The organism is Streptomyces sp. NPDC006134, assembly GCF_040628835.1.
GTDB lineage: Bacteria > Actinomycetota > Actinomycetes > Streptomycetales > Streptomycetaceae > Streptomyces.
Window position 1 is genome coordinate 30,486 of sequence record NZ_JBEXTV010000055.1, and the last position, 26,200, is coordinate 56,685.

At 74.1% G+C, this 26,200-nt stretch carries 27 protein-coding genes; 20 read left to right on the plus strand and 7 right to left on the minus strand.

Going from position 1 to position 26,200, the window contains the following annotated elements:
• Window positions 1-145 precede the first annotated feature (145 nt).
• Entirely contained in the window at window positions 146-1,126 is a 981-nt protein-coding gene (gene rfbB / locus ABZ340_RS28910; protein ID WP_358784780.1) for a dTDP-glucose 4,6-dehydratase, read from the plus strand.
• A 68-nt stretch (window positions 1,127-1,194) separates the two neighbouring features.
• A complete protein-coding gene (locus tag ABZ340_RS28915; RefSeq protein WP_358784807.1) occupies window positions 1,195-1,710 on the plus strand; it encodes a metallophosphoesterase in 516 nt (171 codons plus the stop codon).
• A gap of 28 nt (window positions 1,711-1,738) precedes the next feature.
• Here ABZ340_RS28915 and ABZ340_RS28920 read toward each other — a convergent pair whose 3' ends face one another.
• Window positions 1,739-3,010 (minus strand): YncE family protein, encoded by a 1,272-nt coding sequence (locus tag ABZ340_RS28920; protein WP_358784781.1) that lies wholly within the window; start codon window positions 3,008-3,010, stop codon window positions 1,739-1,741.
• A 164-nt stretch (window positions 3,011-3,174) separates the two neighbouring features.
• On the minus strand, window positions 3,175-3,546 hold the full coding sequence (locus ABZ340_RS28925) for a helix-turn-helix domain-containing protein (RefSeq protein WP_358784782.1): 372 nt from the start codon (window positions 3,544-3,546) through the stop codon (window positions 3,175-3,177).
• Between ABZ340_RS28925 and ABZ340_RS28930 the strand changes: the two genes are divergently transcribed.
• The 8 genes from ABZ340_RS28930 (at window position 3,545) to ABZ340_RS28965 (ending at window position 9,960) form a co-directional block, all read left to right on the plus strand.
• Window positions 3,545-4,045, plus strand: a complete 501-nt coding sequence (locus tag ABZ340_RS28930) for an STAS domain-containing protein (protein WP_358784783.1) — start codon at window positions 3,545-3,547, stop codon at window positions 4,043-4,045. The two genes, ABZ340_RS28925 and ABZ340_RS28930, sit on opposite strands and share 2 nt — an antisense overlap.
• Before the next feature lie 402 nt (window positions 4,046-4,447).
• The gene (locus ABZ340_RS28935) at window positions 4,448-4,909 is read left to right on the plus strand and encodes an ATP-binding protein (protein ID WP_358784784.1); all 462 of its coding nucleotides are present in this window, start codon (window positions 4,448-4,450) and stop codon (window positions 4,907-4,909) included.
• A gap of 366 nt (window positions 4,910-5,275) precedes the next feature.
• Entirely contained in the window at window positions 5,276-6,367 is a 1,092-nt protein-coding gene (locus ABZ340_RS28940) for an S-(hydroxymethyl)mycothiol dehydrogenase (RefSeq protein WP_358784785.1), read from the plus strand.
• Window positions 6,364-6,996: an MBL fold metallo-hydrolase gene (locus ABZ340_RS28945; RefSeq protein WP_358784786.1), complete on the plus strand. Its 633-nt coding sequence runs from the start codon at window positions 6,364-6,366 to the stop codon at window positions 6,994-6,996. The genes ABZ340_RS28940 and ABZ340_RS28945 overlap by 4 nt, the downstream gene beginning before the upstream one ends.
• A gap of 127 nt (window positions 6,997-7,123) precedes the next feature.
• Complete coding sequence (locus ABZ340_RS28950) at window positions 7,124-8,038, plus strand: SDR family oxidoreductase (protein ID WP_358784787.1); 915 nt, start codon at window positions 7,124-7,126, stop codon at window positions 8,036-8,038.
• 104 nt (window positions 8,039-8,142) lie between these two features.
• On the plus strand, window positions 8,143-8,328 hold the full coding sequence (locus tag ABZ340_RS28955; protein ID WP_358784788.1) for a hypothetical protein: 186 nt from the start codon (window positions 8,143-8,145) through the stop codon (window positions 8,326-8,328).
• A gap of 150 nt (window positions 8,329-8,478) precedes the next feature.
• Window positions 8,479-8,688 (plus strand): EamA family transporter, encoded by a 210-nt coding sequence (locus ABZ340_RS28960; protein ID WP_358784808.1) that lies wholly within the window; start codon window positions 8,479-8,481, stop codon window positions 8,686-8,688.
• Between the two features lie 93 nt (window positions 8,689-8,781).
• On the plus strand, window positions 8,782-9,960 hold the full coding sequence (locus ABZ340_RS28965) for an aminotransferase class I/II-fold pyridoxal phosphate-dependent enzyme (RefSeq protein WP_358784789.1): 1,179 nt from the start codon (window positions 8,782-8,784) through the stop codon (window positions 9,958-9,960).
• Window positions 9,961-10,077: 117 nt separating this feature from the next.
• Here the strand turns inward: ABZ340_RS28965 and ABZ340_RS28970 are convergent, their stop codons facing one another.
• Together ABZ340_RS28970 and ABZ340_RS28975 are read right to left on the minus strand one after the other, a co-directional pair.
• On the minus strand, window positions 10,078-10,491 hold the full coding sequence (locus ABZ340_RS28970; protein ID WP_358784790.1) for a zinc ribbon domain-containing protein: 414 nt from the start codon (window positions 10,489-10,491) through the stop codon (window positions 10,078-10,080).
• Between the two features lie 146 nt (window positions 10,492-10,637).
• Window positions 10,638-11,372: a TetR family transcriptional regulator gene (locus ABZ340_RS28975; protein WP_358784791.1), complete on the minus strand. Its 735-nt coding sequence runs from the start codon at window positions 11,370-11,372 to the stop codon at window positions 10,638-10,640.
• Between the two features lie 209 nt (window positions 11,373-11,581).
• On the opposite strand from ABZ340_RS28975, the gene ABZ340_RS28980 reads away from it, so the two are divergent.
• Both ABZ340_RS28980 and ABZ340_RS28985 read left to right on the plus strand, forming a co-directional pair.
• The gene (locus ABZ340_RS28980) at window positions 11,582-12,436 is read left to right on the plus strand and encodes a hypothetical protein (RefSeq protein ID WP_358784792.1); all 855 of its coding nucleotides are present in this window, start codon (window positions 11,582-11,584) and stop codon (window positions 12,434-12,436) included.
• Window positions 12,437-12,559: 123 nt separating this feature from the next.
• Window positions 12,560-13,117 carry a flavin reductase family protein gene (locus tag ABZ340_RS28985; protein WP_358784793.1) on the plus strand — a complete coding sequence of 186 codons (558 nt, stop codon included), beginning with the start codon at window positions 12,560-12,562 and terminating at the stop codon, window positions 13,115-13,117.
• Between the two features lie 35 nt (window positions 13,118-13,152).
• Here ABZ340_RS28985 and ABZ340_RS28990 read toward each other — a convergent pair whose 3' ends face one another.
• Window positions 13,153-15,531 (minus strand): SpoIIE family protein phosphatase, encoded by a 2,379-nt coding sequence (locus ABZ340_RS28990; RefSeq protein WP_358784809.1) that lies wholly within the window; start codon window positions 15,529-15,531, stop codon window positions 13,153-13,155.
• A 491-nt stretch (window positions 15,532-16,022) separates the two neighbouring features.
• Here ABZ340_RS28990 and ABZ340_RS28995 point away from each other — a divergent pair, with 491 nt between their 5' ends.
• Window positions 16,023-16,184, plus strand: coding sequence for a hypothetical protein (locus tag ABZ340_RS28995; RefSeq protein WP_358784794.1), 162 nt, complete (start codon window positions 16,023-16,025; stop codon window positions 16,182-16,184).
• Window positions 16,185-16,236: 52 nt separating this feature from the next.
• Window positions 16,237-16,632, plus strand: a complete 396-nt coding sequence (locus ABZ340_RS29000; protein ID WP_358784795.1) for a DUF3662 domain-containing protein — start codon at window positions 16,237-16,239, stop codon at window positions 16,630-16,632.
• A 42-nt stretch (window positions 16,633-16,674) separates the two neighbouring features.
• Here the strand turns inward: ABZ340_RS29000 and ABZ340_RS29005 are convergent, their stop codons facing one another.
• Window positions 16,675-17,349, minus strand: a complete 675-nt coding sequence (locus ABZ340_RS29005; protein ID WP_358784796.1) for a nucleoside/nucleotide kinase family protein — start codon at window positions 17,347-17,349, stop codon at window positions 16,675-16,677.
• 149 nt (window positions 17,350-17,498) lie between these two features.
• On the opposite strand from ABZ340_RS29005, the gene ABZ340_RS29010 reads away from it, so the two are divergent.
• From ABZ340_RS29010 to ABZ340_RS29030, 5 genes are all read left to right on the plus strand, one after another.
• Window positions 17,499-18,239, plus strand: a complete 741-nt coding sequence (locus ABZ340_RS29010; protein WP_358784797.1) for a beta-phosphoglucomutase family hydrolase — start codon at window positions 17,499-17,501, stop codon at window positions 18,237-18,239.
• Window positions 18,236-20,590: a glycosyl hydrolase family 65 protein gene (locus ABZ340_RS29015; protein ID WP_358784798.1), complete on the plus strand. Its 2,355-nt coding sequence runs from the start codon at window positions 18,236-18,238 to the stop codon at window positions 20,588-20,590. Before ABZ340_RS29010 ends, ABZ340_RS29015 begins: the two co-directional genes overlap by 4 nt.
• A 237-nt stretch (window positions 20,591-20,827) precedes the next feature.
• Window positions 20,828-22,327: a hypothetical protein gene (locus ABZ340_RS29020; protein ID WP_358784799.1), complete on the plus strand. Its 1,500-nt coding sequence runs from the start codon at window positions 20,828-20,830 to the stop codon at window positions 22,325-22,327.
• Between the two features lie 153 nt (window positions 22,328-22,480).
• The gene (gene prcB / locus ABZ340_RS29025; RefSeq protein ID WP_358784800.1) at window positions 22,481-23,335 is read left to right on the plus strand and encodes a proteasome subunit beta; all 855 of its coding nucleotides are present in this window, start codon (window positions 22,481-22,483) and stop codon (window positions 23,333-23,335) included.
• A 188-nt stretch (window positions 23,336-23,523) separates the two neighbouring features.
• Window positions 23,524-24,057 (plus strand): DUF5709 domain-containing protein, encoded by a 534-nt coding sequence (locus ABZ340_RS29030; protein WP_358784801.1) that lies wholly within the window; start codon window positions 23,524-23,526, stop codon window positions 24,055-24,057.
• Between the two features lie 68 nt (window positions 24,058-24,125).
• Here the strand turns inward: ABZ340_RS29030 and ABZ340_RS29035 are convergent, their stop codons facing one another.
• Window positions 24,126-24,347 (minus strand): hypothetical protein, encoded by a 222-nt coding sequence (locus tag ABZ340_RS29035; protein ID WP_358784802.1) that lies wholly within the window; start codon window positions 24,345-24,347, stop codon window positions 24,126-24,128.
• A 779-nt stretch (window positions 24,348-25,126) separates the two neighbouring features.
• Between ABZ340_RS29035 and ABZ340_RS29040 the strand changes: the two genes are divergently transcribed.
• On the plus strand, window positions 25,127-26,056 hold the full coding sequence (locus ABZ340_RS29040) for an alpha/beta hydrolase (RefSeq protein ID WP_358784803.1): 930 nt from the start codon (window positions 25,127-25,129) through the stop codon (window positions 26,054-26,056).
• Window positions 26,057-26,200 lie beyond the last annotated feature (144 nt).

Here is a 26,200-nt window from a genome sequence, read left to right on the forward strand (position 1 = left end):
TCCGGGGTGCCCCCGGGGCGCGGTGGCGACCGCACACCGGCGCACCACCGGGCACCGCCGGGCACCGGTGTGCGGGGCACCGTGAGCGCACTGGTACCGTCGCCGGCATGCCGGCCGCAGGACTCAGCGAGGTGCACACGCGTCCATGAACCTCCTCGTCACCGGCGCCGCCGGATTCATCGGCTCCCACTACGTCCGTACGCTGCTCGCCTCCGACGCCCCCGGGGCGCCGCGCATCACCGTGCTGGACAAACTGACCTACGCCGGCTGCCTGGACAACCTCGAACTCGGCCACCCCCGCCTGGACTTCGTGCAGGGCGACATCCGCGACGCCGCGCTGGTCGACAAGTTGATGGCCGACGCCGACCAGGTGGTGCACTTCGCGGCCGAATCCCACGTGGACCGCTCCCTCCACACCGCCGCCGACTTCGTCCTCACCAACGTGGTGGGCACGCAGACCCTCCTCGACGCGGCGCTGCGGCACGGCGTGGAACCGTTCGTGCACGTCTCCACCGACGAGGTGTACGGCTCCCTGGAGTCGGGCTCGGCGACGGAGGAGCACCCGCTGCGGCCCAGCTCCCCCTACTCCGCCTCCAAGGCCTCCGCCGACCTGCTCGCCCTCGCCCAGCACCGCACCCACGGCCTGGACGTGCGGATCACCCGGTGCTCCAACAACTACGGCCCCCGCCAGTTCCCCGAGAAGATCATCCCGCTGTTCGTCACCCGCCTCCTCGACGGCGGAAACGTTCCGCTCTACGGCGACGGACGCAACGTCCGCGACTGGCTGCACGTCGACGACCACTGCCAGGGCATCGAACTGGTGCGCACCCGGGGCTGCGCCGGCGAGATCTACAACATCGGCGGCGGCACCGAACTGAGCAACCGGGACCTGACCGCGCTGCTCCTGCGGTCCTGCGGCGCGGACTGGGACCGGGTGGAGCACGTCGCCGACCGCAAGGGCCACGACCTGCGGTACTCCGTCGACTGGAGCAAGGCCCGCGACGAACTGGGCTACCGCCCACGCCGCGACTTCACGACCGGACTCGCCGCAACCGTCGCCTGGTACCGGGACAACCGCGCCTGGTGGGAGCCCCTCGCGCGGCGCGCCGCCGAGGACCACGCATGAGGACCGGACCGCCCGCGCACGTCCGGCCGGGGACCCGCTCCCGCCCGGACGCCGCCCCGGCCGGCCCCGTGCGCCTGCTGCTCGTGTCCGACACCCACCTGCCCCGGCGCGCCCGGGAACTGCCCGCCCCCCTGCTGGCCGAACTGCCGCGCGCCGACGTCGTCCTGCACGCGGGGGACTGGGTCGACGCGGCCACGCTCGACCTGCTGGAGAGCCGCTGCCGCAGGCTCGTCGCCGTGTACGGCAACAACGACGGACCGGAGCTGCGCGCCCGGCTGCCCGAGGTGGCCCGCGCCGCCATCGGCGGCCTGCGCTTCGGCGTCGTCCACGAGACCGGCCCCGCCCGGGGCCGCGAGGCCCGCTGCGCCGCCCGCTTCCCCGACCTGGACGTCCTCGTCTTCGGGCACAGCCACATCCCCTGGGACACCACCGCCCCCACCGGGCTGCGCCTGCTCAACCCCGGTTCCCCGACCGACCGCCGCCGCCGGCCGTACTGCACGTACATGACCGCTTCGGTGGCCGACGGCCGCCTCACGGACGTCGTCCTCCACCGGCTGCCGCCGCGCCGGACCGGCCGGCGCTGACGGCGGGCCGGCCCGGCGGAGCCCCCCGTCAGCCGGCCGACGGGCCGGTCCAGTCCGCCGCCACGTGGCCGAGGCGCACCCGCTGGGGGTGGTCGCCGACCGGGACGGACACCGTCTTCTCGCCGGTGGCGAAGTCGATGGCCGTGACCTGGTCGGATCCGCTCTCGGAGACGACGCAGTGCCTGCCGTCCCCGCTGACGGTGGCCCAGTAGGGCTTCGCGGCGGTGACGAGCGGGCCCTCCTGGAGCGTGGCGCGGTCGATCACCGTGGCGTAGTCGTCCATCGTGCCCGCCACGCACAGCTTGCCGCCGTCCGGGCTCATCGAGATGCCGTGGTGGCGTGAGTCGTTGACCCAGGTGGTGCGGTCCTCGCTGGTCGCCGGGTTCTTCGGCAGCGTCTTCGTCCGGGTGATGCGGTCGGCGGCGACGTCGTACTCGAAGAAGCCGTTGAAGAAGGAGACCTGGAAGTACAGCTTGGACTCGTCGGGCGAGAAGGCGGCGGGCCGCACGGCGTCGGAGTACTCCTTCAGCCCGGCCGCGTCGAGCCGCTGACGCATGTCGATCGTCTTGACCTGCTGGTACGTCGTCGCGTCCGCGACCGTGATGCGCCGGTCGCCCTTCGTCCAGTCCAGCCACGGGGCGTCGAGCGAGGTGTTCACCTCGCCGATCGACATGTTCCAGATGTACTTGCCGTCCTTGCTGAAGACGTTCTCGTGCGGCTTGTCGCCGGTGGCGAACGAGCCGAGCTCCCGGCCCGTCTCGATGTCCAGCACGTGCACGGTGTTCGCGGTCGACGCCGACACCGCGACCCGCTTGCCGTCGGGTGAGACCGCCATGTGGTCGGAGCGGTAACCGTCCACCGGGAAGCGCCAGTCGACCCGCCCGGTGGCCAGATCGATGGAGACCACGTCGGCGAAGCTGGGCCGGGAGACGACCACCGAGGACCCGTCCGGGGTCGAGTACATGTCGTCGACGAACTGGTCGTGCCCCTCGCCGACGCTGGCGCGGATGCCCAGGAAGTAGATCCACCGGATCGGATCGGCCTTGATCTCCGCCATCCGCTCTTCCTTGTCCGGGACGACGTCGATCCGGCCGACCTTGCCGAAGTCGCCGGTGGACTCGATGACGTCGGCGGTGCCCTCCCAGTTGTTGCCGACGAACAGCACCTCCCGCAGCGCGGCGGGGGAGGGGGCGGCCGCCGGGCCGGCGCTCGCGGCGGTGGGGGCGGTGACGGTGAGCACGAGGGCGGCAGCCGTGGCGACGGCCGCGGAGCAGAGGTGCCTGAGCCTGAGGACGGACATGACTCCCCTTTTGATGTGGGCATGCCAATAGATGAGGCGTGAGCAGCGTCGTTCGGGATGCGAGTTACTTACTGGAAAGTAAGGAGTGCTCGCCCCCACCGCAAGACCGCGTACGCGACGACATCGGACCGGCGGCGGCCGGGTGGCCCCTCGGGGGGCGGGTCTTACGCGGTCAGCGGACGGGGAGGCTGGGGCCGGGCGCCGTCGGTGTCCTCCTGGGAGCGCTGGGCATCGTGGCGCGCGAGCACCGAGAGCAGCTCCGCGACGGTCACGCCGGCCTCCACCTCGGCCGGGTGCCGCAGGGGGACGCCCTGCTCGATGCGGTACGTGTTCGAGCGCCCCTGGCGGGTGTGGGACAGGTAACCGTCCTGTTCCAGATCGGCAATGATCTTTTGCACGGCGCGTTCGGTCAGGCGGCAGTACGCGGCGATGTCCCGGATCCGGGAGTTCGGATCCTCGGCGATGGCGGCGAGAACGCGGGCGTGATTGGTCAGGAACGTCCAGCCGGTGTGCGGTTCAGGTACTGCTCCGTGCATGACACCAGATTATGGTGCATCGTTTCACGACCACAAAAGAACGAATTGCTGTTCGTGTATTCTGGGACGTGTTAAATGGCGGGGTGGTCACCGGCGGAGGAGCCCGGCGTGCCCCGCGTGTCCTGCCCCGTCCCTGCGAAGTGAGCGAGTCGTGGTGCACCAGCCGTTTTCCGCCGTGCGTGTGTCGGGGTGCGACGGCGTTGCCGTAGTGACACTGCGTGGCGACATCGACATGTCCGTCGAGACGGAGGTGCGCCGCGCCCTGCTCCCCGCCTCCGACGTGGACACTCCGCGCACCGTCATCGACCTGAGCGAGGTGTCCTTCATGGACAGCGCCGGGATCAATGCGCTGATCAACGCCCATCTGCGCGCCGGCGCCCAGGACGGCTGGATCCGGGTGGTCACCTCGTCCCCCCTGCTCCAGAGCCTGTTCCGGACCCTCGGCATCGACGAGGTCATCAGCAGCTACCCCACACTGCGCGAGGCCCTTCAGGCGTGACGCCCGCCCCGCGGCACCATCGGCCTTCCCGGCCCGGGCCCGCGCGACCCCCTCGCGGTGCCCGCGCCGGCCCCGGCGCCTCCCGGCGGCCGCCGGGAGGATTACATCCCGTCGTCCGGGGTATGCGCGCGCCTGCGGCCGGATGAACGGGCGGCCAGGGCACCGATCGGTGGGAGGACACATGGGGACGACCGCGACCGCGCAGTTCGCCGGGTGCCCCGCCGGAGGACCCGGCTTCGCGGGCGGGCCCGGCGGATCCCGTGTCGCCCCGGTGTCCGCGACGGCCGGCGGAACCGCCGGAGGAGCACGACCGAACCACCGTAGGGACGGCACGTGCTCGGATCGCGACAGGGCGTTCCGGCATCCGGTGCAGGACGGGGAGCCGCACGGCGGTTGTACGGGATGGACGAGTTGAAGCTGATGGGTTCGCCGGCGGGCCGGGCACCGGCCGCCGGCGGGCCACCGCAGTTCTCGGTGACGTTCGAACGGGAGACGTTGCGTGTCGCGGACGCGCGCCACTGGGCCGTTCAGCACCTGGCCGGCTCCCATGACGGCCGGAGGCGTCCCCTGCCGCCCCGGGCCGTCGAAGCGGCCCAGCTGGTGGTGAGCGAGCTGGTCACCAACGCGATCAAGTACGGTTCGGGCCCCGTGGAACTGTCGCTCGCCGTCGCGGACGACTGCCTGTCGGTCACGGTGAGGGACGGCGACACCACCTTGCCCACCCCCCGGCCGACCGACCCTTCCCGAGTCGGCCAGCACGGTCTGGAGATCGTCGCGGCGCTGAGCCGAAAGATCGACATCGCGCGCGAGCCGTCCGGGAAACGCGTCACCGCACACATCGCGCTGCACGCGTCCGCGCCCTGACCGGCGGACGCCCCACCCGCATGCAGCGCCCTCGCCGCTGCTCCGGAGCGGGTGGCGGACGGCCCGGTACGAGGCTCCCGTCACCCGCGAGGGCCGGACGCCGGCCCGCGGTCCGGTGGCGGACCGGCCCTGCCGTCGTGGCCACCGCCGGGACGGTCCTGTCCGGCGTCGGTCCGTGGGCTAGAGCACACCGGACACCGCGGTGCAGTGCCGGGGGCGCCGGTTCCTTCCGCCCCGGCTCTCGAGTCCCGGGCCCCTCAGGACCGCCACCGCCACAACCGGAATGGCCTGATCCAGGTCCCTTACCGATCAGTCACGCATAGGGTCGGAGGGGACGGACACCGGTGATACGGAAGGGGCAGCGCGATGGCGCAGGAAGTACGCGGCGTGATCGCACCGGGCAAGAACGAGCCGGTGCGGATCGAGACGATCGTGGTGCCCGATCCGGGGCCGGGGGAGGCCGTCGTGCGCGTCCAGGCGTGCGGGGTGTGCCACACCGACCTGCACTACAAACAGGGCGGTATCAGCGACGATTTCCCGTTCCTGCTCGGTCATGAGGCCGCGGGTGTGGTGGAGTCGGTGGGGGAGGGGGTCACGGATGTGGCTCCCGGGGACTTCGTGATCCTCAACTGGCGTGCGGTGTGCGGGGCGTGCCGCGCGTGCCGTCGGGGGCGTCCGCAGTACTGCTTCGACACGCACAACGCGCGCCAGAGGATGGCCCTGGCCTCGACCGGTCAGGAGCTCTCCCCCGCTTTGGGGATCGGGGCGTTCGCGGAGAAGACGCTGGTCGCCGCGGGGCAGTGCACCAAGGTCGATCCGGCCGCCTCGCCGGCCGCCGCGGGGCTGCTGGGCTGCGGGGTGATGGCGGGGATCGGCGCGGCGGTCAACACCGGCAACGTGGGCAGGGGTGACACGGTGGCGGTCATCGGCTGCGGTGGTGTGGGGGACGCGGCGATCGCCGGGTCGCGGCTGGCCGGGGCGGCGAAGATCATCGCGGTGGACGTCGACGACCGCAAGCTGGACCTCGCCCGTGAGATGGGCGCCACCCACACCGTCAACTCCCGCCAGACCGATCCGGTGGCGGCGATCCGTGAACTGACCGGCGGCTTCGGTGCCGACGTGGTCATCGAGGCGGTCGGCCGCCCGGAGACCTACCGGCAGGCGTTCTACGCCCGCGACCTGGCCGGCACCGTCGTCCTGGTCGGTGTGCCCACGCCGGAGATGAAGCTGGAACTGCCGCTGCTGGACGTGTTCGGGCGCGGCGGTGCGCTGAAGTCGTCCTGGTACGGCGACTGTCTGCCCTCCCGGGACTTCCCCATGCTCATCGACCTGTATCTGCAGGGCCGGCTGGACCTGGACGCGTTCGTCACCGAGACGATCGCGCTGGACGAGGTGGAGAAGGCCTTCGAGCGGATGCACGCCGGTGACGTCCTGCGTTCGGTGGTGGTCTTCCCGTGAGCGGTGTCCGTATCGAACGCGTGGTCACCTCGGGGCAGTTCACCCTCGACGGCGGCACCTGGGACGTCGACAACAACGTGTGGATCGTCGGCGACGACCACGAGGCCGTCGTCATCGACGCCGCCCACGACGCGGACGCCATCGCCGCGGCCGTCGGCGACCGCCGCCTGACCGCCATCGTGTGCACCCACGCCCACAACGACCACATCGACGCCGCCCCCGCCCTCGCCGACCGCACCGGCGCGGTCATCTGGCTGCACCGCGACGACCTGCCGCTGTGGCAGCGCACCCACCCCGACCGGCAGCCCGACGCCTGGCTGTCCGACGGCCAGGTGATCGAGGCCGCAGGCGCCGACCTGACCGTCCTGCACACCCCGGGCCACGCGCCCGGCGCGGTCTGCCTGTACGACCCCGGCCTCGGCACCGTCTTCACCGGCGACACCCTCTTCGCCGGCGGCCCCGGCGCCACCGGCCGCTCCTACTCCCACTTCCCGACGATCATCGACTCGATCCGCGACCGGCTGCTCACCCTCCCGCCCGAGACGAAGGTCCTCACCGGCCACGGCGAGGCGACCACCATCGGTGCCGAAGCGCCGCATCTGGACGAGTGGATCGAACGCGGCCACTGACGTCCACCCTCCCGGGGGCGCTCCCGCAGGCGGCGGGGCGAACCGGAAGGGAAAGGCGACAGAAGATGTCCGGTTTCCCCGGCACCCTCGTCAGCGAGATCACGTACGAGACGACGGGAGGCCGGACATGTCACGTTCGCTGGAGGGCAAGGTCGCACTGGTCGCGGGGGCGACCCGGGGAGCCGGACGCGGCATCGCCGTGGAACTCGGGGCGGCCGGCGCCACCGTCTACGTCACCGGGCGCAGCACCCGCGCCCGGCGCTCGGAGTACGACCGCCCCGAGACCATCGAGGACACCGCCGGCCTCGTCACCGAGGCCGGCGGCCACGGCGTCGCCGTCCCCGCCGACCACCTCGACCCGGCCCAGGTGCGCGCGCTGGTCGACCGCATCGCCCGCGAACAGGGCCGCCTGGACGTCCTCGTCAACGACATCTGGGGCGGCGAGACGCTGTTCGAGTGGGACACCCCGGTGTGGGAGCACGACCTCGACAAGGGACTGAGGCTGCTCCGCCTCGCGGTCGAGACCCACGCCATCACCAGCCACCACGCCCTGCCGCTGCTGCTGCGCCGCCCCGGCGGCCTGGTCGTGGAAGTCACCGACGGCACCGCGGACTACAACCGCGACCACTACCGCAACTCCTTCTTCTACGACCTCGCCAAGACGTCCGTCCTGCGCATGGCCTTCGCCCTCGGCCACGAGCTCGCCCCGCGCGGCGCCACCGCCGTCGCCCTCACCCCGGGCTGGCTCCGCTCGGAGATCATGCTCGACGTCTACGGCGTCCGGGAGGACAACTGGCGCGACGCCCTCGACCGCGTCCCCCACTTCGCCATCTCCGAGACGCCCCGCTACGTGGGCCGTGCCGTCGCCGCCCTCGCCGCCGACCCCGGCGTGGCCCGTTTCAACGGGCAGTCCCTCTCCAGCGGCGGCCTCGCCCAGGTGTACGGCTTCACCGACGTCGACGGCAGCCGCCCGGACGCCTGGCGCTACATCGTGGAGGTCCAGGATGCCGGAAAGCCGGCCGACGTGACCGGCTACCGCTGACGGTTCGTCCCCGCCCCGGGCGGCTGGCGGACGTGATCAGCAACACGGTCCGGTATGTCCGTTTAGCTCGCGATTACTCACATCGTCTTCACTTCTGCCGCCGTATGCTTCACAGCATGTCCACCACTGTTGAACCCTCCTCCGAGCGATCGGCTGCCGAGGTCAACGAGGAGATCCGGGCCCTGTGGCTCCGGTCGGGCGGGACACTGAGCGTCGAGCAGCGCGAGGAGTACCAGCGCCTCGTGATGGAGTGGGCCGCCGCGTCCCCCGACCCGGAGCGGGCCGCCTGACCCGTCGGGCCTCCGGCGCATCGGAACCCGGCCACGGGGCACCTGGCACCGAAGTGGGTGCCCCTCTCGCACTGACCTCGGCCCTCCGCGCACTGACCTCGGCCCTCCGGACGCCTGCGGCTGCCGCCCCGGCGATCCCCCCAGGCCCTCCTGATCGGGGCGGGCGCCGCCCTGGGGCTGATCCTCTACCTGCTCGCCGCGCAGCGGCAGTTGCCGGCGGTCGCCGTGGTGCTCGCCTCCCTCTGTCCCGCCCTGCCCGTCGTGCTGGGGGTGGCCCTCCTGCGCGAGCCGGTCACCCGGCGGCAGGTGGCCGGCCTCCTCGGCGCGGGGGCGGCCACGGTGCTGCTGACGCCGGGGTGACGGGCGCGGCGTACGCGGCACGGGAGACCGGGGGAGTCCCCGGCGGCGCTCGCGCCGTTCCCCGGGCCCACCGCAGCGCCTATCTTGTGCCTCATGACCAGCAGCCCTCAGGACAGGACCGGTGAACCCGACCCCTTGCGCGCCCTCCCCCTCGACCGGCTGAAACGCCGTACGAGCATGAAGTGGCGCACCTATCCCGAGGACGTGCTGCCGCTGTGGGTGGCCGAGATGGACGTGCCGCTCGCCGAGCCCGTCGTCCGCGCCGTCACCGACGCCCTCCGCCTCGGCGACACCGGCTATCCCGCCGGCACCGCCTACGCCGAGGCGCTGGCCGCCTTCGCGGACAAGCGGTGGGGCTGGAGCGGGCTCGCCGTGGAACGCACCGCGCTCGTGCCCGACGTCATGCTGGGCGTCGTCGAGATGCTGAAGCTGGTCACCGGGCCCGGCGACCCGGTCGTCGTCAACCCGCCCGTCTACCCGCCGTTCTATCAGTTCGTCGAGCACATGGACCGGCGGGTGGCCGAGGCGCCGCTCGGCGCGGACCTGCGCCTGGACGTGGAGGTGCTGGAGGACGCCTTCCGGCGCGCCACCGCGGCCGGCGGACGGGCCGCCTACCTGCTGTGCAGCCCGCACAACCCGACCGGCACCGTCCACACCGCCGCCGAGCTGGCCACCGTCGCCGCGCTCGCCGAGCGGTACGGCGTCCGGGTCGTCGCCGACGAGATCCACGCGCCGCTCGTCACCGGCGGCGCCCGGTTCGTGCCGTACCTGAGCGTGCCCGGCGCCGAACGCGGCCTGGCGCTGATGTCGGCGTCCAAGGGCTGGAACCTCGCCGGCCTGAAGGCGGCGCTCGCCCTCGCCGGGCCCGGTGCCGCCGCCGACCTGGCCCGGATGCCCGAGGAGGTCCGCCACGGCCCCAGTCATCTCGGCGTCATCGCCCACACCGCCGCCCTGCGCGACGGCACCGCCTGGCTGGACGCCCTGCTGGCCGGCCTCGACGGCAACCGGCGGCTGCTCACCGCCCTGCTGGCCGAGCACCTGCCCGGCATCACCCACCGGCCGGGCGAGGCGACGTACCTGGCCTGGCTGGACTGCCGCGCGCTCGGCCTCGGCGACGACCCGGCGCAGGTGTTCCTGGACCGCGGACGGGTGGCGCTCAGCTCCGGGATCCCCTTCGGCACGGGCGGCGCCGGCCACGTACGCCTCAACCTGGCCACCTCGCCGGAGGTGCTCACGGAGGCGGTAGGGCGGATGGCGGCGGCACTGCGGTGAGAGAGCGGGCGGCACCGTGGGCATCCGCGCCACACTCGCCGGCTGACCGGCTGACCGGCTGACCGGCTGACCGGCTGACCGGCTGACCGGCTGACCGGCCGACCGGCCGACCGGTCGTCAGGTCCAGGCCCGGTACGGCTCGTCGACCAGTTGGAAGACCGGCTCGCCCCGCACCGGGTCCTTGGCCGTGGACAGCCGCACCCGGTCCCCGCTGTGGATGCCGATGGGCGGGCCCATGACCCGGCCGCGCACCACGAACCCCTCGGCCATCTCGATCAGGGACACGTTGCGCGCCGCGGGGGTGTTGCGGTGCACCACCGTGGAGCGGCGCACCGTTCCCGTGCCGTCGCTGCGCTCCGTCCGCAGGTCGCTGCCCCGGCAGACCGGGCACAGCAGCCGGTGGTACATGGCGGTGCCGCACCAGGTGCAGCGCTGGAAGACGATGGCCTCGGTGTCCGGGGCCTTGGGGCCGAGCACGCCCGTCGCGGAGCCGGCCGCCTGCTGAGCGGCGCTTGCTGAGGGGTGGTACACGCTGTCAACTCCCTGCACTCGGCCGGAATCCCGCGTGCGCGGTCACCGTGCACGCGCGTGCGCGGCCACCGTGCCACCGCGCACGCCCGACAGGGTATGGCACTCAGTGCCAGACGTAAAGGCACTCCGTACCCTGTTCGTTCGGGTCAGGGTCGCCCGAGCGCGGTCTCGATCTCCTGCACCACCCTCCACAGGGGTGCGCCGCGCCGGGAGACGACGACCATCACGTCGTCGGACTCCTCGCGGCCGGGAGGCGCGGCGGCGTCGCCGAAGGCGGACTGCACGTACCCCAGCGCGTGGTCCACCGCCGCGCTCACGTCCCCCCGGGCGTCCGAACGCAACCAGGAGCGCAGGGCGTTGTTGTGCGCGGCGACCACCGCGGCGGCGATCACGTCGGCCCGCAGCGTGCCGTCCCGGTGGCCGGCGAACCGCCCCCGCAGGTACGCGGCCAGGGCGCGCTCGTAGCGCCAGACCACCGACAGCTCGTACGCGCGCAGTCCGGGAACCTGCCGGGTCAGGCGGTAGCGCTGCACCGAGAAGGACGGGTTCTCGGCGTACATGCGCAGCACCAGCCGGGCCGCGTCGCACACCCGCCGCACCGGCTCGTCGTCCGTGGCGGAGGCGGCCAGGAAGGCCGTCATGTCGGCCAGGCAGCGCTCGTGGTCGGGGAAGACCACGTCCTCCTTGGACGGGAAGTAGCGGAAGAAGGACCGCCGTCCGACCCCGGCGAGCGCCACGATGTCGTCGACGGTGGTCTGTTCGTAGCCCCGCTCCAGGAACAGCCGGAAGGCCGCCGCCACCAGGGCCTCCCGCATCGGCGGCTTCCCGCCCGCCGCCTCCGCCTTCCCGTCGCGGCGGGTCGCCGCACTGCTGGAGCTCATGGTGGGGAACGTAGCACCCGACCGGCCCGGATGGCACTCGGTGCTGTGTGTGGGGGACTTGGTACCTGTCGCGGGCGAAGGGCGAAGGGCGAAGGGCGAAGGGCGAGGGGCGAGGAGCGAGGGGAGCGCTGCCCTGTTCGCGAACCGACAGAGAATCGACGGTTTTCGATCGCGTACGATCATTTCTCGCCATTACTCAGGAGTTCCGCATGTCACCCGTCCGTCCCCGCCTCCTCTACGTCACCGATCTGTCCTACCCGGCGCGCGGGCGGCGCTACTGCGACGAGGACATCTTCCTGACCTCCCGGCTCCGCGCCGACTTCGACCTGGCGCTGTGCCATCCGCGGGACACCGCCGCGCTGCTGGACGCCTTCGACGCCGTCGTCGTCCGCAACAGCGGCCCCGTCCTCGCCCACCAGGACGCCTACGACGCCTTCCGCGAACGCGCCGCCGCCCGCGGGACCCTCGTCTACAACCCGCTGACGGGCAAGGCGGACATGGCCGGCAAGCAGTACCTGCTGGACCTGACGGCGGCAGGGTATCCGGTCATCCCCACCGTGGACCGCGCCGAGGACCTGCATCTGCTGCCCCGCAGCGAGCGGTACGTCGTCAAGCCGAAGCGGGGAGCCGATTCCCTGGGGCTGCGGGTGCTGCCCGCGGACGGGGTCCGCGACGCGGTGCGCACGGCGGCCGGGGACGTGCTCGTCCAGCCGTGCGTCGACTTCGCCTACGAGGTCTCCTTCTACTTCGTCGACCACGACTTCCAGTACGCCCTCCACGCGCCGGACCCCGGCCGCCGCTGGGAACTGGCGCCGTACGAACCCGCCCCCGCCGACCTGGAGTTCGCCCGCCGCTTCATCGACTGGAACGGCCTCGGCCACGGCATCCAGCGGGTCGACGCCTGCCGGGCGCCCGGCGGTGAGCTGCTGCTGGTCGAGCTGGAGGACCTCAACCCCTACCTGTCCCTGGACGCCCTCGACGACCGGCGCAGGGACGACTTCGTCGCCGCCGTGACGGCGTCCCTGCACCGCTTCCTGCGGGCCGGGGGCGCTCCGGGCCGCTGAGGGGCGGCTGAACGGCCGGGCGCCGGGAAGACGTGTCCGGGATGGCGGGAGTGGCCGGCGCGTGGTGTCGTGGCGGGTGAGCGACGACCGGGTGCCGCCACGGCGGACAGGAGGCGCCTGACCATGGAGAGCGCAAGCGCGGCGGACGCGGGAGATACGGCGGACGCGGGGGACATGGACGTCTTCGTCGGGCGGCTCGACCCCGACATGTGTGTGGTGACGGCCGCGGCGGGCGGGGAACGGGCCGGCTGCCTGGTCGGGTTCTCCTCGCAGTGCTCCCTCCACCCGGTGCGGTTCGTCGTCTGGCTGTCCGAGGCCAACCGGACCTTCCGGGTGGCGCGGACCGCGGACGTCCTGGCCGTGCACTTGCTCGCCCGGGAGCAGCGCGCGCTCGCCGAGCTCTTCGGCGGGGAGACCGGCGACCACGTCGACAAGTTCGCGCACGTTCGGTGGCGGGAGGAGCACGGCGGGGCCGTCGTGCTGGAGGACGCGCCTGCCTGGTTCGTCGGCCGGGTCCTGCGGCGGGTGGAGGGCGGCGACCACGTCGGGTTCGTCCTGGATCCGGTCGCATGGGGCGGGCGGCGCGAGGCGTCCGCCGGGGACGCCCCCGAGACCGCCCCGGCGCCGCTGCTGCGGCTCACCGACGCCCGCACCATCCGGCCCGGCCATCCCGCGGACTGACCTCGCCTTCCGCGGACTGACCTCGCCTTCCGTGGTCAGGCCCCGCTTTCCGCGGACTGACCCCGCCTTCCGTGGTCAGGCCCCGCGTCCGCCCGGCCGGGCACCCGGACGTCGAGGACGCACACGTCGTCCCGCCGCCCCTCCTCCAGCATCGCGGCGAGCAGCGCGTCGAGGGAGCCGGGCTCGTCGGGAGGGTGGGCCGCGGCGGCCCGCGCGAGGCGTTCCAGGCCCCGGTCGATGCTCTCGGGCGGCCGTTCGACCAGGCCGTCCGTGTAGAGGACGATCCGGTCCCCCGGCCGCAGCCGGCACTCCGCCTCCCTGAAGACGGGGGTGGTGGTCGCGCCGAGCAGGATGCCGCTCGGGCGGTCGAGGTAGCGGGCCCGGCCGGCGCGCAGCAGCAGCGGCGGCGGATGGCCCGCCTGGGCCCACAGCAGCCGGCGCGTGCCGGGCTGGTAGCGGGCCAGGACCATGCTGGCCGTGCCGTGGGAGCCCCGGGAGTGCAGCAGCAGCGTGTTCAGACGGGCCAGCGCTCCGGTGAGCGAGGAACCGGTGATGACCATGCCCTTGGCGGTGAAGCGGAGCTGGGCCATCGTGGCGACGGCGTCCACGCCGTGACCGGCCACGTCGCCGACGACGAACAGGGCGTCGCCGTCGGGCAGTTCGATGGCGCTGAACCAGTCGCCGCCGACGTGCACCCCCGACTGCGCGGGCAGGTACGCCACCTCGACGCGCAGCCCGGCCGGGCGCAGTGGCTGCCGGGGCAGCGGCAGCAGCGCGTGCTGGAGCCGGGCGGCCAGGGTGCGCTCCGCCCGCAGGACGTCGTACTGGGTGACCATCGCCCGTTCGCTCTCGACGAGGGCCAGCTCCGCCCGCCGCAGCGCGGTCAGGTCCTGCACGAAGCCGAGCACCTCCACGGGGGCGCCGTCGATGCCCGTCACGGCCTCGGCGACGAACCGCAGATGCCGGACCCCGGCCGGCGTCCTGGTCCGGAACGGGAGGTCCAGGGGCCGTCCCTCGACGGTCAGGGCCCGCACGGCGCGGTCCAGCGCGGGCGCCTCGTCGGGCAGCGCCAGGCCGGGCAGGTCGGTGAGGCGGACCGGGCCGTGTGCCGGGTCCCGGCCGAAGATGGCGAACACCTGGGACGACCAGGCGGCCTCGTGGGTGGCCAGGTTCCAGGTGGCCCAGCCGAGGTTGCCCAGCCGCTGGAGGTCCGCCAGCCGCTGCTCCTGCCGGTCGGAGGAGTCGTGCCGCAGCCAGGTCAGGACCAGCCGGCCGTCCAGTGCCGCCACCCGCACCGAGTAGGTGGACAGTTCCGCGACACCGGACACGATCTTCTGGTGCGCGAACGGCGCGCCCTCGTAGGGCTCCCCGGTGAGCAGCGTGTGCAGGCAGCCCCGCAGCAGCGGTTCGCTCTCGGCGGCCGGCAGGCACTCCGTGAGCCGCCGGCCGGCCGGCTCCCCGCCGCCGCGGCCGACGACGTCCGCCGCCTGCTCGGTCGCCGCGTCGATGCGGTAGTCCTGGACCTCCCCGGACGGCGCCCGCAGGGGAGTGAGCAGCATCACCGCGACCGGCAGCGCGTCGAGCACGCGGCGCACGGCGTCGGCGGGGCCGCTCACGGCGCGCCCGGGCCGGCGGGTCCCGAACGTCCGCAGCCGCCCGGCGCACAGCAGGGCGACGGCCTTGAGGTGCTCGCGGGCGGCCGGCGGGAACGGGCCGCCGCCGCGGCGCAGCACACCGAGGCAGACTTCGCCCGCCTCCCCGGCCGCCACGGGCAGCCAGGCCCGCGACCGCCAGCGCTCGGGCGGATCCCCGATCAGCAGGTAGCGCTCCCGGTCCTGTTCGACGTCCTCCAGCCAGCGCGGCCGGCGGTCCCGCAAGGCCTCCAGTGCCGCCACCCCGTCGAGCGGAGGGACCCGGTGCCACTGGGCGGCCAGCGTCTCGTCGATGCCGGCGTGCCCGATCAGTTCGAGCCCGCCGGAAGGCAGGCGGGCGTAGAGCATGACGGCGTCGGCCCCGGCGTCCGGCGCGAGGTGCTCCAGCAGACAGCGGGCCAGGTCCTGCGGTGTGCCGACGTGGACGAGGGCCCGGGCGAGGCGGGCGAGGGCGGCGGGGACGCCGTCGCCCGCCGGGGGCGGCGGGGGGACGTCGTGGCCGGTGGGGCGGGAGCCGGTGCCGGGGGCCGCGACGGCGGGCCGCGGATCACGGGGCGGCGTGCCCGGGCGCGGCGGATCGCCGCCGCCGAGATCCCCGAGGGTGACCCAGCACTCCTCCAGCAGGGTGCGGCCCGCCGCCTCGGCGCGTTCCAGCAGCGCCTCGCCCGCGGCCTGCGCGGAGCAGCCGGTCAGCGCCATCACGGCACCCTTGGCCCGCTCCACGACGGCCGACCCCGCCGCCAGGTCGCGCAGCCGGTCCATCTCGGCACGCTGCCTGGCGACGACCTTGGCCAGCGCGGCCAGGTCGGGCGCGGTGCCGGAACCCGCCGGCGTGGCGTGCTCGCTCGTCACGCGACGAGCATCGCACACAGGGACGGGCCCGATGTCCGCCCTGTCGCCACTCGCTTCCGGCGCGCGCCGGACCGGCGCGGACGGGACCGGCGCAGGCGGGCTCGCGCGGACGAGCACCGGCGTCCGGAAAGACGGTCCGGGGCCGGGCCCGTGAGGCGGCGCGCCGCCGGTGTGCCGTGCCCGTCCGCCGACGCCGCGTCCCCGGCGCCGGGGCGTGACCGGCGCCCGGTGCCCCGCTCGGCCGGCGCCTCGGTGAGGGATGCGTCCGGGGCCGGTGCGGATGGATACCCGCGCCCGGTCCGGGAACCCGCCGCCCAGGAAGACCCGGCCCGGCACGACGGAGCCGGAAGATCCCGACACGACCGATCACGACCGATCACGACCGATGAGGAGCCGCCGCCATGACCGTTCCGGAAGAGAACCGGCCGAAGACCGAGACCACCGACGACGTGCTCGACCAGCGCGAGGAACGCGCGTCCCGTCCGCAGGGCGCCACCGGCCGCACGATGCGCGAGGCCCTGGAGGAGGCGCAGGTACGTCCTGACGACTACGACGAGGAGTGACACCGCCGCCCGGCGGCATCCGACCCCGACACGACGGAGCAGGTGAAGACGCATGGGCGCACTCAGCGCTCTGGAAGAGGCCCTGGAGAACCGATGGGAGGCGCTGTGGGCACGGGTCCTCGGCAAGGAACCCGTGGAGCTGCTCGACGCCCTGCGCGCCGAGTGTGACCGCCACGCCGTGGTCTGCGCCGCGGACCGGGTGATCGTCCCCAACGCCTACGACGTCGAACTCGCCGACCCCGTCCACGAGGAGCTGGCGCCCCACAGAAGCCGTGTGGGCCAGGCGCTCACCGACAGCCTGGTACGGCACGCCGAGCGGCACGGCTACGAATGGGCCGGTCCTCTCGCCGTCCACATCACCCGGTCCGCGGACGTGCCCAACGGCCGTTACCGCGTCACGAGCCGCGTGATGCCCCACGTGAGCGCCGAGGGCTTCCAGCACGCCTGACACCGTCCGGCCGCGGGAGACGCCGGAGCGGCCGGCCGGCGCTCACCCGCCCGGGCGGACGGAGGGCAGTGCCGTCACCGGCACCACGAGGTCGGCCCGGTCCCGGGTCGTGGCCACCAGGTCGGCGTTGCGCTGGTCCGTCCCGCGCACCCACGCCACGGCGTCCGCGTGCGACTTGCCGAACTCCACGTGCCGGGCGACGAGCCGCCGGATCCGCTCCTCCTCGGGCGTCTCGCAGAACCACACCTCGTCCAGCTGCGGGCGCACCCGCGCCCAGGCGCCGGTCTCCAGCAGCAGGTAGTTGCCCTCCGTCACCACCAGCCGCGCCTGCGGCGGCACCGGGACGGCCCCGGCGATCGGCTGCTCCAGCACGCGTTCGAACCCGGGCGCGTACACGGCCTCGCCGTCCGCGTGCCCGCCTTCCTCACGCAGCCGCCGCAGCAGCGCCGCGTACCCGGCCGCGTCGAACGTGTCCGGCGCCCCTTTGCGGTCCCGGCGGCCGAGCCGCTCCAGTTCGGCGTCGGCGAGGTGGAAGCCGTCCATGGGCACGTGCGCCGCCCACGGCTCGGCCTCCTGCCCGTTCAGCTCCCGTACCAGGTGCTCGGCCAGTGTCGTCTTGCCCGAGCCGGGGCTGCCCGCGATGCCGAGGATCGCGCGCCGTCCGCCCCCGGTGAGGCTGCGGGCCCGGGCGAGAAGGTCGTCGAAAGTCAGCGGCACACCGCAGAGTGTGTCACCCGGCGAGCCGCGCCACGCCAGGGGGAGCCCGGCCGCCCGTCCCTCCGGTGCACCCGGCCCGCGCCCCCCGTACGGCGGTTGTGGCGCGGGCCACCCGGTGGGATCGGGCCGGGCGGGGAACCGTGACCTGTATGACGACGCAGCTCGGTCTCCCCGAAACCATCCAGGCCTGCCTCTTCGACCTCGACGGGGTCGTCACCAGGACGGCGGTGGTGCACGCCGCCGCCTGGAAGGAGACGTTCGACGCGTTCCTGCGCGAGCGGGACGGCGCGGACTTCCGCCCCTTCACCGACGCCGACTACGACGAGTACGTCGACGGGCGCCCGCGCGCCGACGGCGTACGCGCCTTCCTCGCCTCCCGCGGCATCGAACTGCCCGAGGGAAGCCCCGGCGACCCGCCGGACGCGCAGACGGTCAACGGCGTCGGCAACCGCAAGAACGAGCTGCTCCTGGAGAAGATCCGCACCCAGGGCGTCGAGGCGTACGACGGCACCCTGCGCTACATCGAGGCCGTGCGCGCCCAGGGCCTGCGCACCGCGATCGTCTCCTCCAGCGCCAACACCCGGGACGTACTGCGCTCCATCGACGCCGAGCGCCTGTTCGACGTACGGATCGACGGCGTGGTGGCCGCCGAGCGCAAGCTGCCGGGCAAACCGCGCCCCGACACCTTCCTCGCCGCCGCCCGCGACCTCGGCGTCGAGCCGTCCCGCGCCGCCGTCTTCGAGGACGCCCTGGCCGGCATGGACGCCGGCCGCGCGGGCCGCTTCGGGTACGTCGTCGGCGTCGACCGCGTCGGCCAGACCGACGCCCTCTACGCGCACGGCGCCGACCGCGTGGTGAAGGACCTCGCCGAGCTGGGGGGCCAGGCGTGATCACCAACCGGACGTACACCGTCGAACCGTGGTCGGTGCGCGAGACCGCGCTCAACCTCGACCTGCTCGCCCAGAGCGAGTCCGTCTTCGCCCTGTCCAACGGGCACGTCGGCTGGCGCGGCAACCTCGACGAGGGCGAACCGCACGGCCTGCCCGGCAGCTACCTCAACGGCGTCTACGAACTGCACCCGCTGCCCTACGCCGAGGCCGGCTACGGCTACCCGGAATCCGGCCAGACGGTCATCAACGTCACCAACGGCAAGGTGCTGCGCCTCCTCGTCGACGACGAGCCCTTCGACCTGCGCTACGGGCGGCTCGTCAAGCACGAGCGCACCCTGGACCTGCGCCGCGGCGTGCTGGAACGGTTCTGTGAGTGGACCTCCCCGGCCGGTTCCACGGTCCGGGTGCGCTCCACCCGGCTGGTCTCCCTCACCCAGCGGGCGATCGCCGCCGTGTCGTACGAGGTGGAGCCCCTCGACAGCAGGACCCGGGTGGTGATCCAGTCCGAGCTGGTCGCCAACGAGAGCCTGCCCGGCCCCGACGGCGACCCGCGCACCGCCAAGGCGCTGAAGTCCCCGCTGGAACCGGAGGAGGACATGGCGGCCGGGACCCGGCTGCGCCTGGTGCACCGCACCCGCACCAGCGGCCTGCGGGTCGCCGTCGCCGCCGACCACGTCGTCGAGGGGCCCGAGCGGACCAGCACCAGCACGGAGAGCAACGTGGACGTGGCCCGGCTGACCATCACCTCGGTCCTGGAGCCGGGGCAGCGGCTGCGGGTGCAGAAGACCGTCGCCCACGGCTGGTCGGGGACCCGCTCCCGGCCCGCGATGAGCGACCAGGTCGAGGCGGCCCTCGCGGCGGCGGCCCACAGCGGCTGGGACGGCCTGGTGGAGGAGCAGCGGGCCTACCTCGACGACTTCTGGGGCCGCGCGGACGTCGAGGTCGACGGCGACGAGGAGATCCAGCAGGCCGTCCGCTTCGGCCTCTTCCACGTGCTCCAGGCCGGCGCCCGCGCCGAGCAGCGGGCCATCCCCGCCAAGGGGCTGACCGGCTCCGGCTACGACGGGCACGCCTTCTGGGACACCGAGATGTTCGTGCTGCCCGTCCTCACCTACACCGCCCCCAAGGCCGTCGCCGAGGCGCTGCGCTGGCGCCGGGACACCCTGCCCGCCGCCCGGGACCGCGCCGCCCAGCTCGGCCTGCGCGGCGCCGCCTTCCCCTGGCGCACCATCGACGGCTCGGAGGGGTCGGCGTACTGGCCGGCCGGCACCGCCGCCTTCCACGTCAACGCCGACATCGCGCACGCCGCGGTGCGCTACGCGGCGGCCACCGGCGACGCCGACTTCGAACGCGACACCGGCCTGGAACTGCTGGTGGAGACGGCCCGCCTGTGGCGCTCGCTCGGCCACCACGACCACCACGGCACCTTCCACATCGACGGCGTCACCGGCCCCGACGAGTACAGCGCCATCGCCGACGACAACGTGTACACCAACCTCATGGCGCGGGCGAACCTGCTCGCCGCCGCCGAGGTGTGCGAACGCCACCCCGACGTGGCGGCCCGGTTCGGCGTCGACGACGAGGAGTCCGCCGCCTGGCGGGACGCCGCCGAGGCCGTGCACGTCCCCTACAACCACGAACTGGGCGTCCACGAGCAGCACGAGGGCTTCACCCGCCACCAGCGCTGGGACTTCGCCCGCACCCGGGCCGACCAGTACCCGCTGATGCTGCACTTCCCCTACTTCGACCTCTACCGTAAACAGGTGGTCAAACAGGCCGACCTGGTCCTGGCCATGTACACCTGCGGCCGGTTCTTCGACGAGTACTGCGACGAGGAGCAGATCGCCCGCAACTTCGCCTACTACGAACCGCTGACCGTCCGGGATTCCTCCCTGTCGGCCTGCTGCCAGGCCGTCGTCGCCGCCCAGACCGGCCATCTGCGCCTGGCCTACGACTACACCGCCGAGGCCGCCCTGATGGACCTGGCCGACCTGGAGCACAACACCCGCGACGGACTGCACATCGCCTCGCTGGCGGGCACCTGGATGGCGCTGGTCGCCGGGTTCGGCGGCACCCGCCGCGAGGAGGAACACCTCTCCTTCGCGCCGCGCCTGCCGGAGAAGTTCAGCCGCCTGGCCTTCCGGCTCCAGTTCCGCGGCCGGTGCCTGCGCGTGGAGATCGGCGCCGACAAGGCCACGTACACCCTGCTGTCCGGCCCGCCCCTGAGGATCCGTCACCACGGCACGGCGCTGACCGTGAACGGCGACGGCCCCGTCACCCGCGCCATCCCCGCGCCGAAGCCGCGCCCGGCGCCGGAGCAGCCCCCGCACCGCAGGCCGAACGCCCTCTGACCCGGCGTGACCGGAGTCTCGGACGGGGCGCGCGTACCAGGCGTTCGGGCGGGGCGGCGGCGTCAGGCGACCGGCCGTATTCCGCCCTGCACGCCCGCCGCACCCGGGTTAGTTTGTCGGTGTTCACACAGGGATCACGCGGGCTCACGTAGGCTCACGCGGGCTCACGCGGGCTCACGTAGGCTCACGCGGGCTCACGTAGGCTCACGCGGATTTCGCACAGGGTGAGGGGTGACCATGGCCGACGGCGCGAACGCCACCGTGGCGGGCGTGCGGCGACGTGGCCCGGCGACCGGTTCCGGCGCACCCCCGCGTGCGCGCGACGGCCGTCCGCTCGCCGCCGTGGCCGCCGCCTTCACCCTCGCCCAGCTCGTCCTCGTCCGCCCGGGCATGGGCCTCGGCTGGGACGAGACCGTCTACGTCAGCCAGGTCACCTCCCACACCCCGGCCGCCTTCTTCAGCGCGCCGCGCTCCCGCGGCGTCTCCCTGCTCGTGGCGCCGGTCGCGTCCTGGTCGTCGTCCACCGCGCTGCTGCGCGTCTATCTCGCCCTGCTGTCCGGCCTCGCCCTCTACCTGGCCCTGCGCGCCTGGCGGGGCCTGTTCCCGGCCCGTGTCCTGGCCACGGCCGGCGCGTTCTTCGCCACCCTGTGGGTGACGCTCTTCTACGGTCCGCAGGCCATGCCCAACTACTGGGTCGCCGTCGGCGCCCTGATCTGCGCCGGCTGCTTCCTGCGGGCCCGCGAGCGGGGCGCCGGCCCGGCGGCGCTGTGGGGGGTGGCGGCCGGTGCCGCGCTCATGGCGTGGATGCGGCCCACCGACGCCGTCTGGGTGACCGTGCCGCTGCTCGCCGTCGCGCTCGTCCGCCGCCGGGGGTGGCTCCTGCTCGCCCTCGTGGGCGGGCTGGCGGCCGGGGGAGTGCCGTGGGTGATCGAGGCGTACGCCGGTTACGGCGGCCTCGCGCAGCGGCTCGCCGACGCCTCCCGCATCCAGGGCGGCCTGGGCCGGCACATCGCCGTCGACGACCAGCTGCGCAGCCTGGGCGGCCGCGCCCTGTGCCGCCCGTGCACCGGGCCGATGCCGCATCCCGTGGTCACCCTGTGGTGGTTCGCGCTGCCGGTGCTCGCCGCCGCCGGCCTGGCCGTCGCGGTCCGCGCCGGGCGCACCGCCCGCACCCTGGTCCCGCTCGCCTGCGCCACGACGGCCGCCCTGCCGTACCTGTTCACCATCGAGTACGCGGCGCCCCGCTTCCTCCAGCCCGCCTACGCCCTGCTGGCCCTCCCCGTCGCCGACGCGCTGTGGCACCTCGCCCGGACCCGGGACGGGCGGTGGCGGCCCTGGCCCGCGGCCCTGGTCGCCGTCGCGCTGGCCGGGCACCTGGCGGTGCAACTGGCCGTCCTGGTGCACACCGTGGACCGCAACACCGACAGCCGCCGCGACTGGGCCCGCACCGCCGCCACGCTGCACCGGCTCGGGGTCCGGCCGCCCTGCCTGGTCACCGGCCACGAAGCCATCCCGCTCGGCTACTACGCAGGCTGCTCCTCGGGCAACACCCACGGCAACAACGCCAACACGACCGCGGCCGAGATCGTGAGCACCGCCCGGCGGATGCCGGTCGCCGCCCTCGTCGGGCCGGGCGGCACCCCGCCCGGCTACGCCCGGTCCTGGACCCCGTACCGCATCGGCGACCTCCAGGTCCGCATCGCACCCCCGGCAGAGGGCACGGCCGGTCCCGGGTGACCCCCTCGGGCAGCCCGTGACCGCCGGGCGCGCGGCGGCCCGCGGCGCACGCCCGACGCGGGATGCGGCGAACACCCGCGCGTTTTCCGGCCGTCGGTGCCTGGTAGGACAGGGATGTCGGTTCACGGGACGCGGTGAGGCAAGGGGGACGGCATGGCAGGCAGCGGCACGGACGGCCGGCTGGGGGAAGAGTTCTTCACCCCGGGATCGTCCTCCTTCACCGAATTCCTGGCGGCGCACCGCCCCGGGCTGCTGCCCACGCGGCCCCTTCTGCCCGACGGTGTCCGGGCCGCGCCCGACGCGTTCCCGCACGGCACCACGGTGCTCGCCCTCACCTGCCGCGACGGCGTCCTGATCGCCGGCGACCGCAGGGCCACGGCGGGCAACCTCATAGCCCAGCGCGACCTGGAGAAGGTCCACCCCGCCGACGACCACACCGCGCTGGCCTTCGCGGGCACCGTGGGCCTCGCGCTCGACATGGTGAAGCTGTACCAGGTCGAGCTGACCCACTTCGAGAAGGTCGAGGGCACCCCCATGACCCTCGGGGCGAAGGCGACCCGCCTGGCCGCCATGATCCGGCAGAACCTCGGCCAGGCCATGCAGGGCCTCGCCGTCGTCCCGCTGCTGGCCGGCTACGACCACACGGCACCGGACGGCGCGCGCGGACGCATCTTCGGCTACGACGCCGCCGGCGGCCTGTACGAGAAACGGCACTTCCACGCCGAGGGCTCCGGCTCCCCGTACGCCCGGGGCGCGCTGAAGAAGCTGTTCCGCCCGGATCTGTCCCGGCGCGAGGCCGCCCTGGCCGCGCTGCACGCCCTGTACGACGCGGCGGACGACGACTCCGCGACCGGCGGCCCGGACCTCGGCCGGCGGATCTTCCCGATCGTGGCGGTGATCACCGAGGAAGGTTTCGACCGGCTGACCGAGGCGGAGACGGAGGAGCTGAGCCGCGTGATGGTCGAGCAGCGCGACCGCAGACCGGACGGGCCCGTCGCGGCCCCCTGACGGACCCGCGCGCCCGTGTCCGGGGTTAGAGATCGCGTAACGGGAAACGCGAATGCTGCCACCGAGACGATCGAGACGGCCGGGACGGCCAAGGCGGTCAGCACGACCGGAACGACCGGGACGGTCAGGACGGCCGGGACGATCGGGGCGGACGGACCGAGGCGACGCAGCTCGAAAGGGAGGCAGTGATGGGCACGGACCCGATGGCGGACGACGCCTACCAGCCCACCGGAAGCAACGAGGAGCAGGAGGACGCCGCGCCGCTGGACATGCAGGACGCCGTCGACGAGCGCACCTACGACGACACGCTCGACGAGGGGTACTCCCCGCCGGAGAAGCCGCTCGGGGTCACCAAGCACGGCGTCACGGCCGCCGAACAGCACGACGGCGAGACGCTCGACGAGCGGCTGTCGCAGGAGGTGCCCGACGTGACCGCGTCGCCCGGGGACGGCGTGGGCGACCAGCCGGGCGGGGAGGGCGAGCCGGTCGACCCCGAGGCGGGCACGGACCGCTCCGGCCGCCTGGTCGCCCCGGACGAGGGCGTGCGCACCGACACCACCAAGGAGACGGTCGCCGACGACGTCGGCGTCGACGGCGGGGCCGCCGGTGCCGAGGAGGCCGCCGTGCACGTCGTCGAGGACGACACGACGCTGCCGGGCTCCTCCGGCTACCCGGGCTACCTGCAGGACCGGGACGGGGAGCGCCCCGGCTCGGCGGGCTGACCCGGACACGCGGCGGGCCCGGTTCCGGTGGAGGCCGGAACCGGGCCCGTGACCGTGCGCGGACGGTGTCAGGGCAGCAGCCTGTCGACGGCGGCAGGGCCCTCCGCGGCCAGCTTGCGCCTGGCCCATTCCAGGTTGCGCGGGGTGATGTCCCTGCCGGCCGCGAGGACCAGGTCCTCCGGCGACACCTCGGTGCCGTTGCGGGTGTGGAGCAGGTTGTCCGGGGTTGCGCGGTCGTCGTACGTGCGGGCCCCGGACGGCCGGGACGCGTCGGGCTGGGTCGTCGACATGATCTGAAGCTCCTCGGTCCTGATTCGCCGCGTCGGCCCCGGTGCGGCCACCGGTCCCGACGCCTGCCGTCCCCCGATGTGGTGCATTTTTCCCTGTATCTCCTGATATCACCATTCACCCGGACGGGGCACCGTGCATCCGGAAGGCGCGGAAACGCGGTGTGCGACCCGCCTTCCGCGGGAGGGTGCGGGTACCTTCCGCGGCCCGTCGGAAACCTTGGGGAGGCCGCGCGGGCGGAATCGGCGCCGGCCTTGCCGCCGAAGGCGCCGTAGAGGCCCGAGGCCCGAGGCCCGATAGTCCCGAGAGCCCGGGTTCGGAGTCCCGAGCCGCGAGTCCCCAGGCCCGTGCCGGCGCGCAGGACACCCCCAGGCCCGTGCCGGCGCGCAGGACGCGGGCCGGTGTGCCGCCGCCGGCGGGACCGCCTCGCTCGGCACGGCCCGTGACGCGTGGTGAAACCGGTCGGTCCACCACCGGCCCGCACCTCCTGTCCGCCCATCCCGCCCGTCCGCCCGGTGGGCGCCCCCGGCTCCTGGCGCCCCCGTCACCGCCGCGGCCCTCGGCGGTCCGGCCCGCCGTACCCCGTCGCCGTACCCCGCCACCCCGCTCCGGAGACCGGTGAAATTGCCGATTCCCGCGGCCCGGGCGCCCCCCGACAGTGGCAGCGCAAGTCCAACGGCGACGCCCGTCCGGCCGCACCGCGGAGCGCGACCCCACGCGCCCCCGAGCCATGGGCGGCCACCGGCCGGGCCCCTCGCCACGACAGAGAGGACGACTCGTCGTGCACCGACACCCCCACACCAGCGCCACCAGCGCCCGTCCCCGGGCGTTCCACGGGCCGCGGCGGCGGCTCGCGGGCGCCGCGGCCGCGATCGCCGCCGTCATCGGGCTCGGCACCCTCGGCAGCCCGAGCGCCCACGCCGCGGACAACCCGTACGAGCGGGGCCCCGCGCCCACCGAGGCCAGCATCGAGGCGCTGCGCGGGCCGTACTCCGTCGCGGAGACGGAGGTCTCCTCGCTGCTCGTCACCGGCTTCGGTGGCGGCACCATCTACTACCCGACCAGCACCAGCGACGGGACCTTCGGCGCCGTCGTGATCTCACCCGGCTTCACCGCCACCCAGTCCTCCATCGCCTGGCTCGGCCCGCGCCTGGCCTCGCAGGGCTTCGTCGTGTTCACCATCGACACCAACACCACGGTCGACCAGCCCGACTCGCGCGGGCGGCAGCTCCTCGCGGCGCTGGACTACCTCACCGAGCGCAGCTCCGTCAGAGGCCGCATCGACAGCAGCCGGCTCGGCGTCATGGGCCACTCCATGGGCGGCGGCGGCAGCCTGGAAGCGGCCAAGTCCCGCCCGTCCCTTCAGGCCGCGATCCCCCTCACCCCCTGGAACCTCGACAAGACCTGGCCCGAGGTCCGGACCCCCACCATGATCATCGGGGCCGACGGCGACTCGGTCGCCCCCGTCGCCTCCCACGCCGAGCCCTTCTACTCCAGCCTGCCCTCCGGCACGGACCGGGCCTACCTGGAGCTGAACAACGCCACCCACTTCGCGCCGAACGTATCGAACACGACGATCGCGAAGTACAGCATCTCGTGGCTGAAGCGGTTCATCGACAACGACACCCGCTACGAGCAGTTCCTGTGCCCGCTGCCCCGCCCCAGCCTCACCATCGAGGAGTACCGGGGCAACTGCCCGCACGGCTCCTGACATCCCCCGGGCCCTGGCACCTTCCGGGCCCGGGCGGGGGCCGGCGGCCCCGGGCGGGGGGGGGGGCCCCGGCCTCCCGGCGGGGGCCCCCCCCGGGGGGGGGGGGCGCCCGCCGGGGGGGGGGGGGGGGGGGCGCGGGGCGGC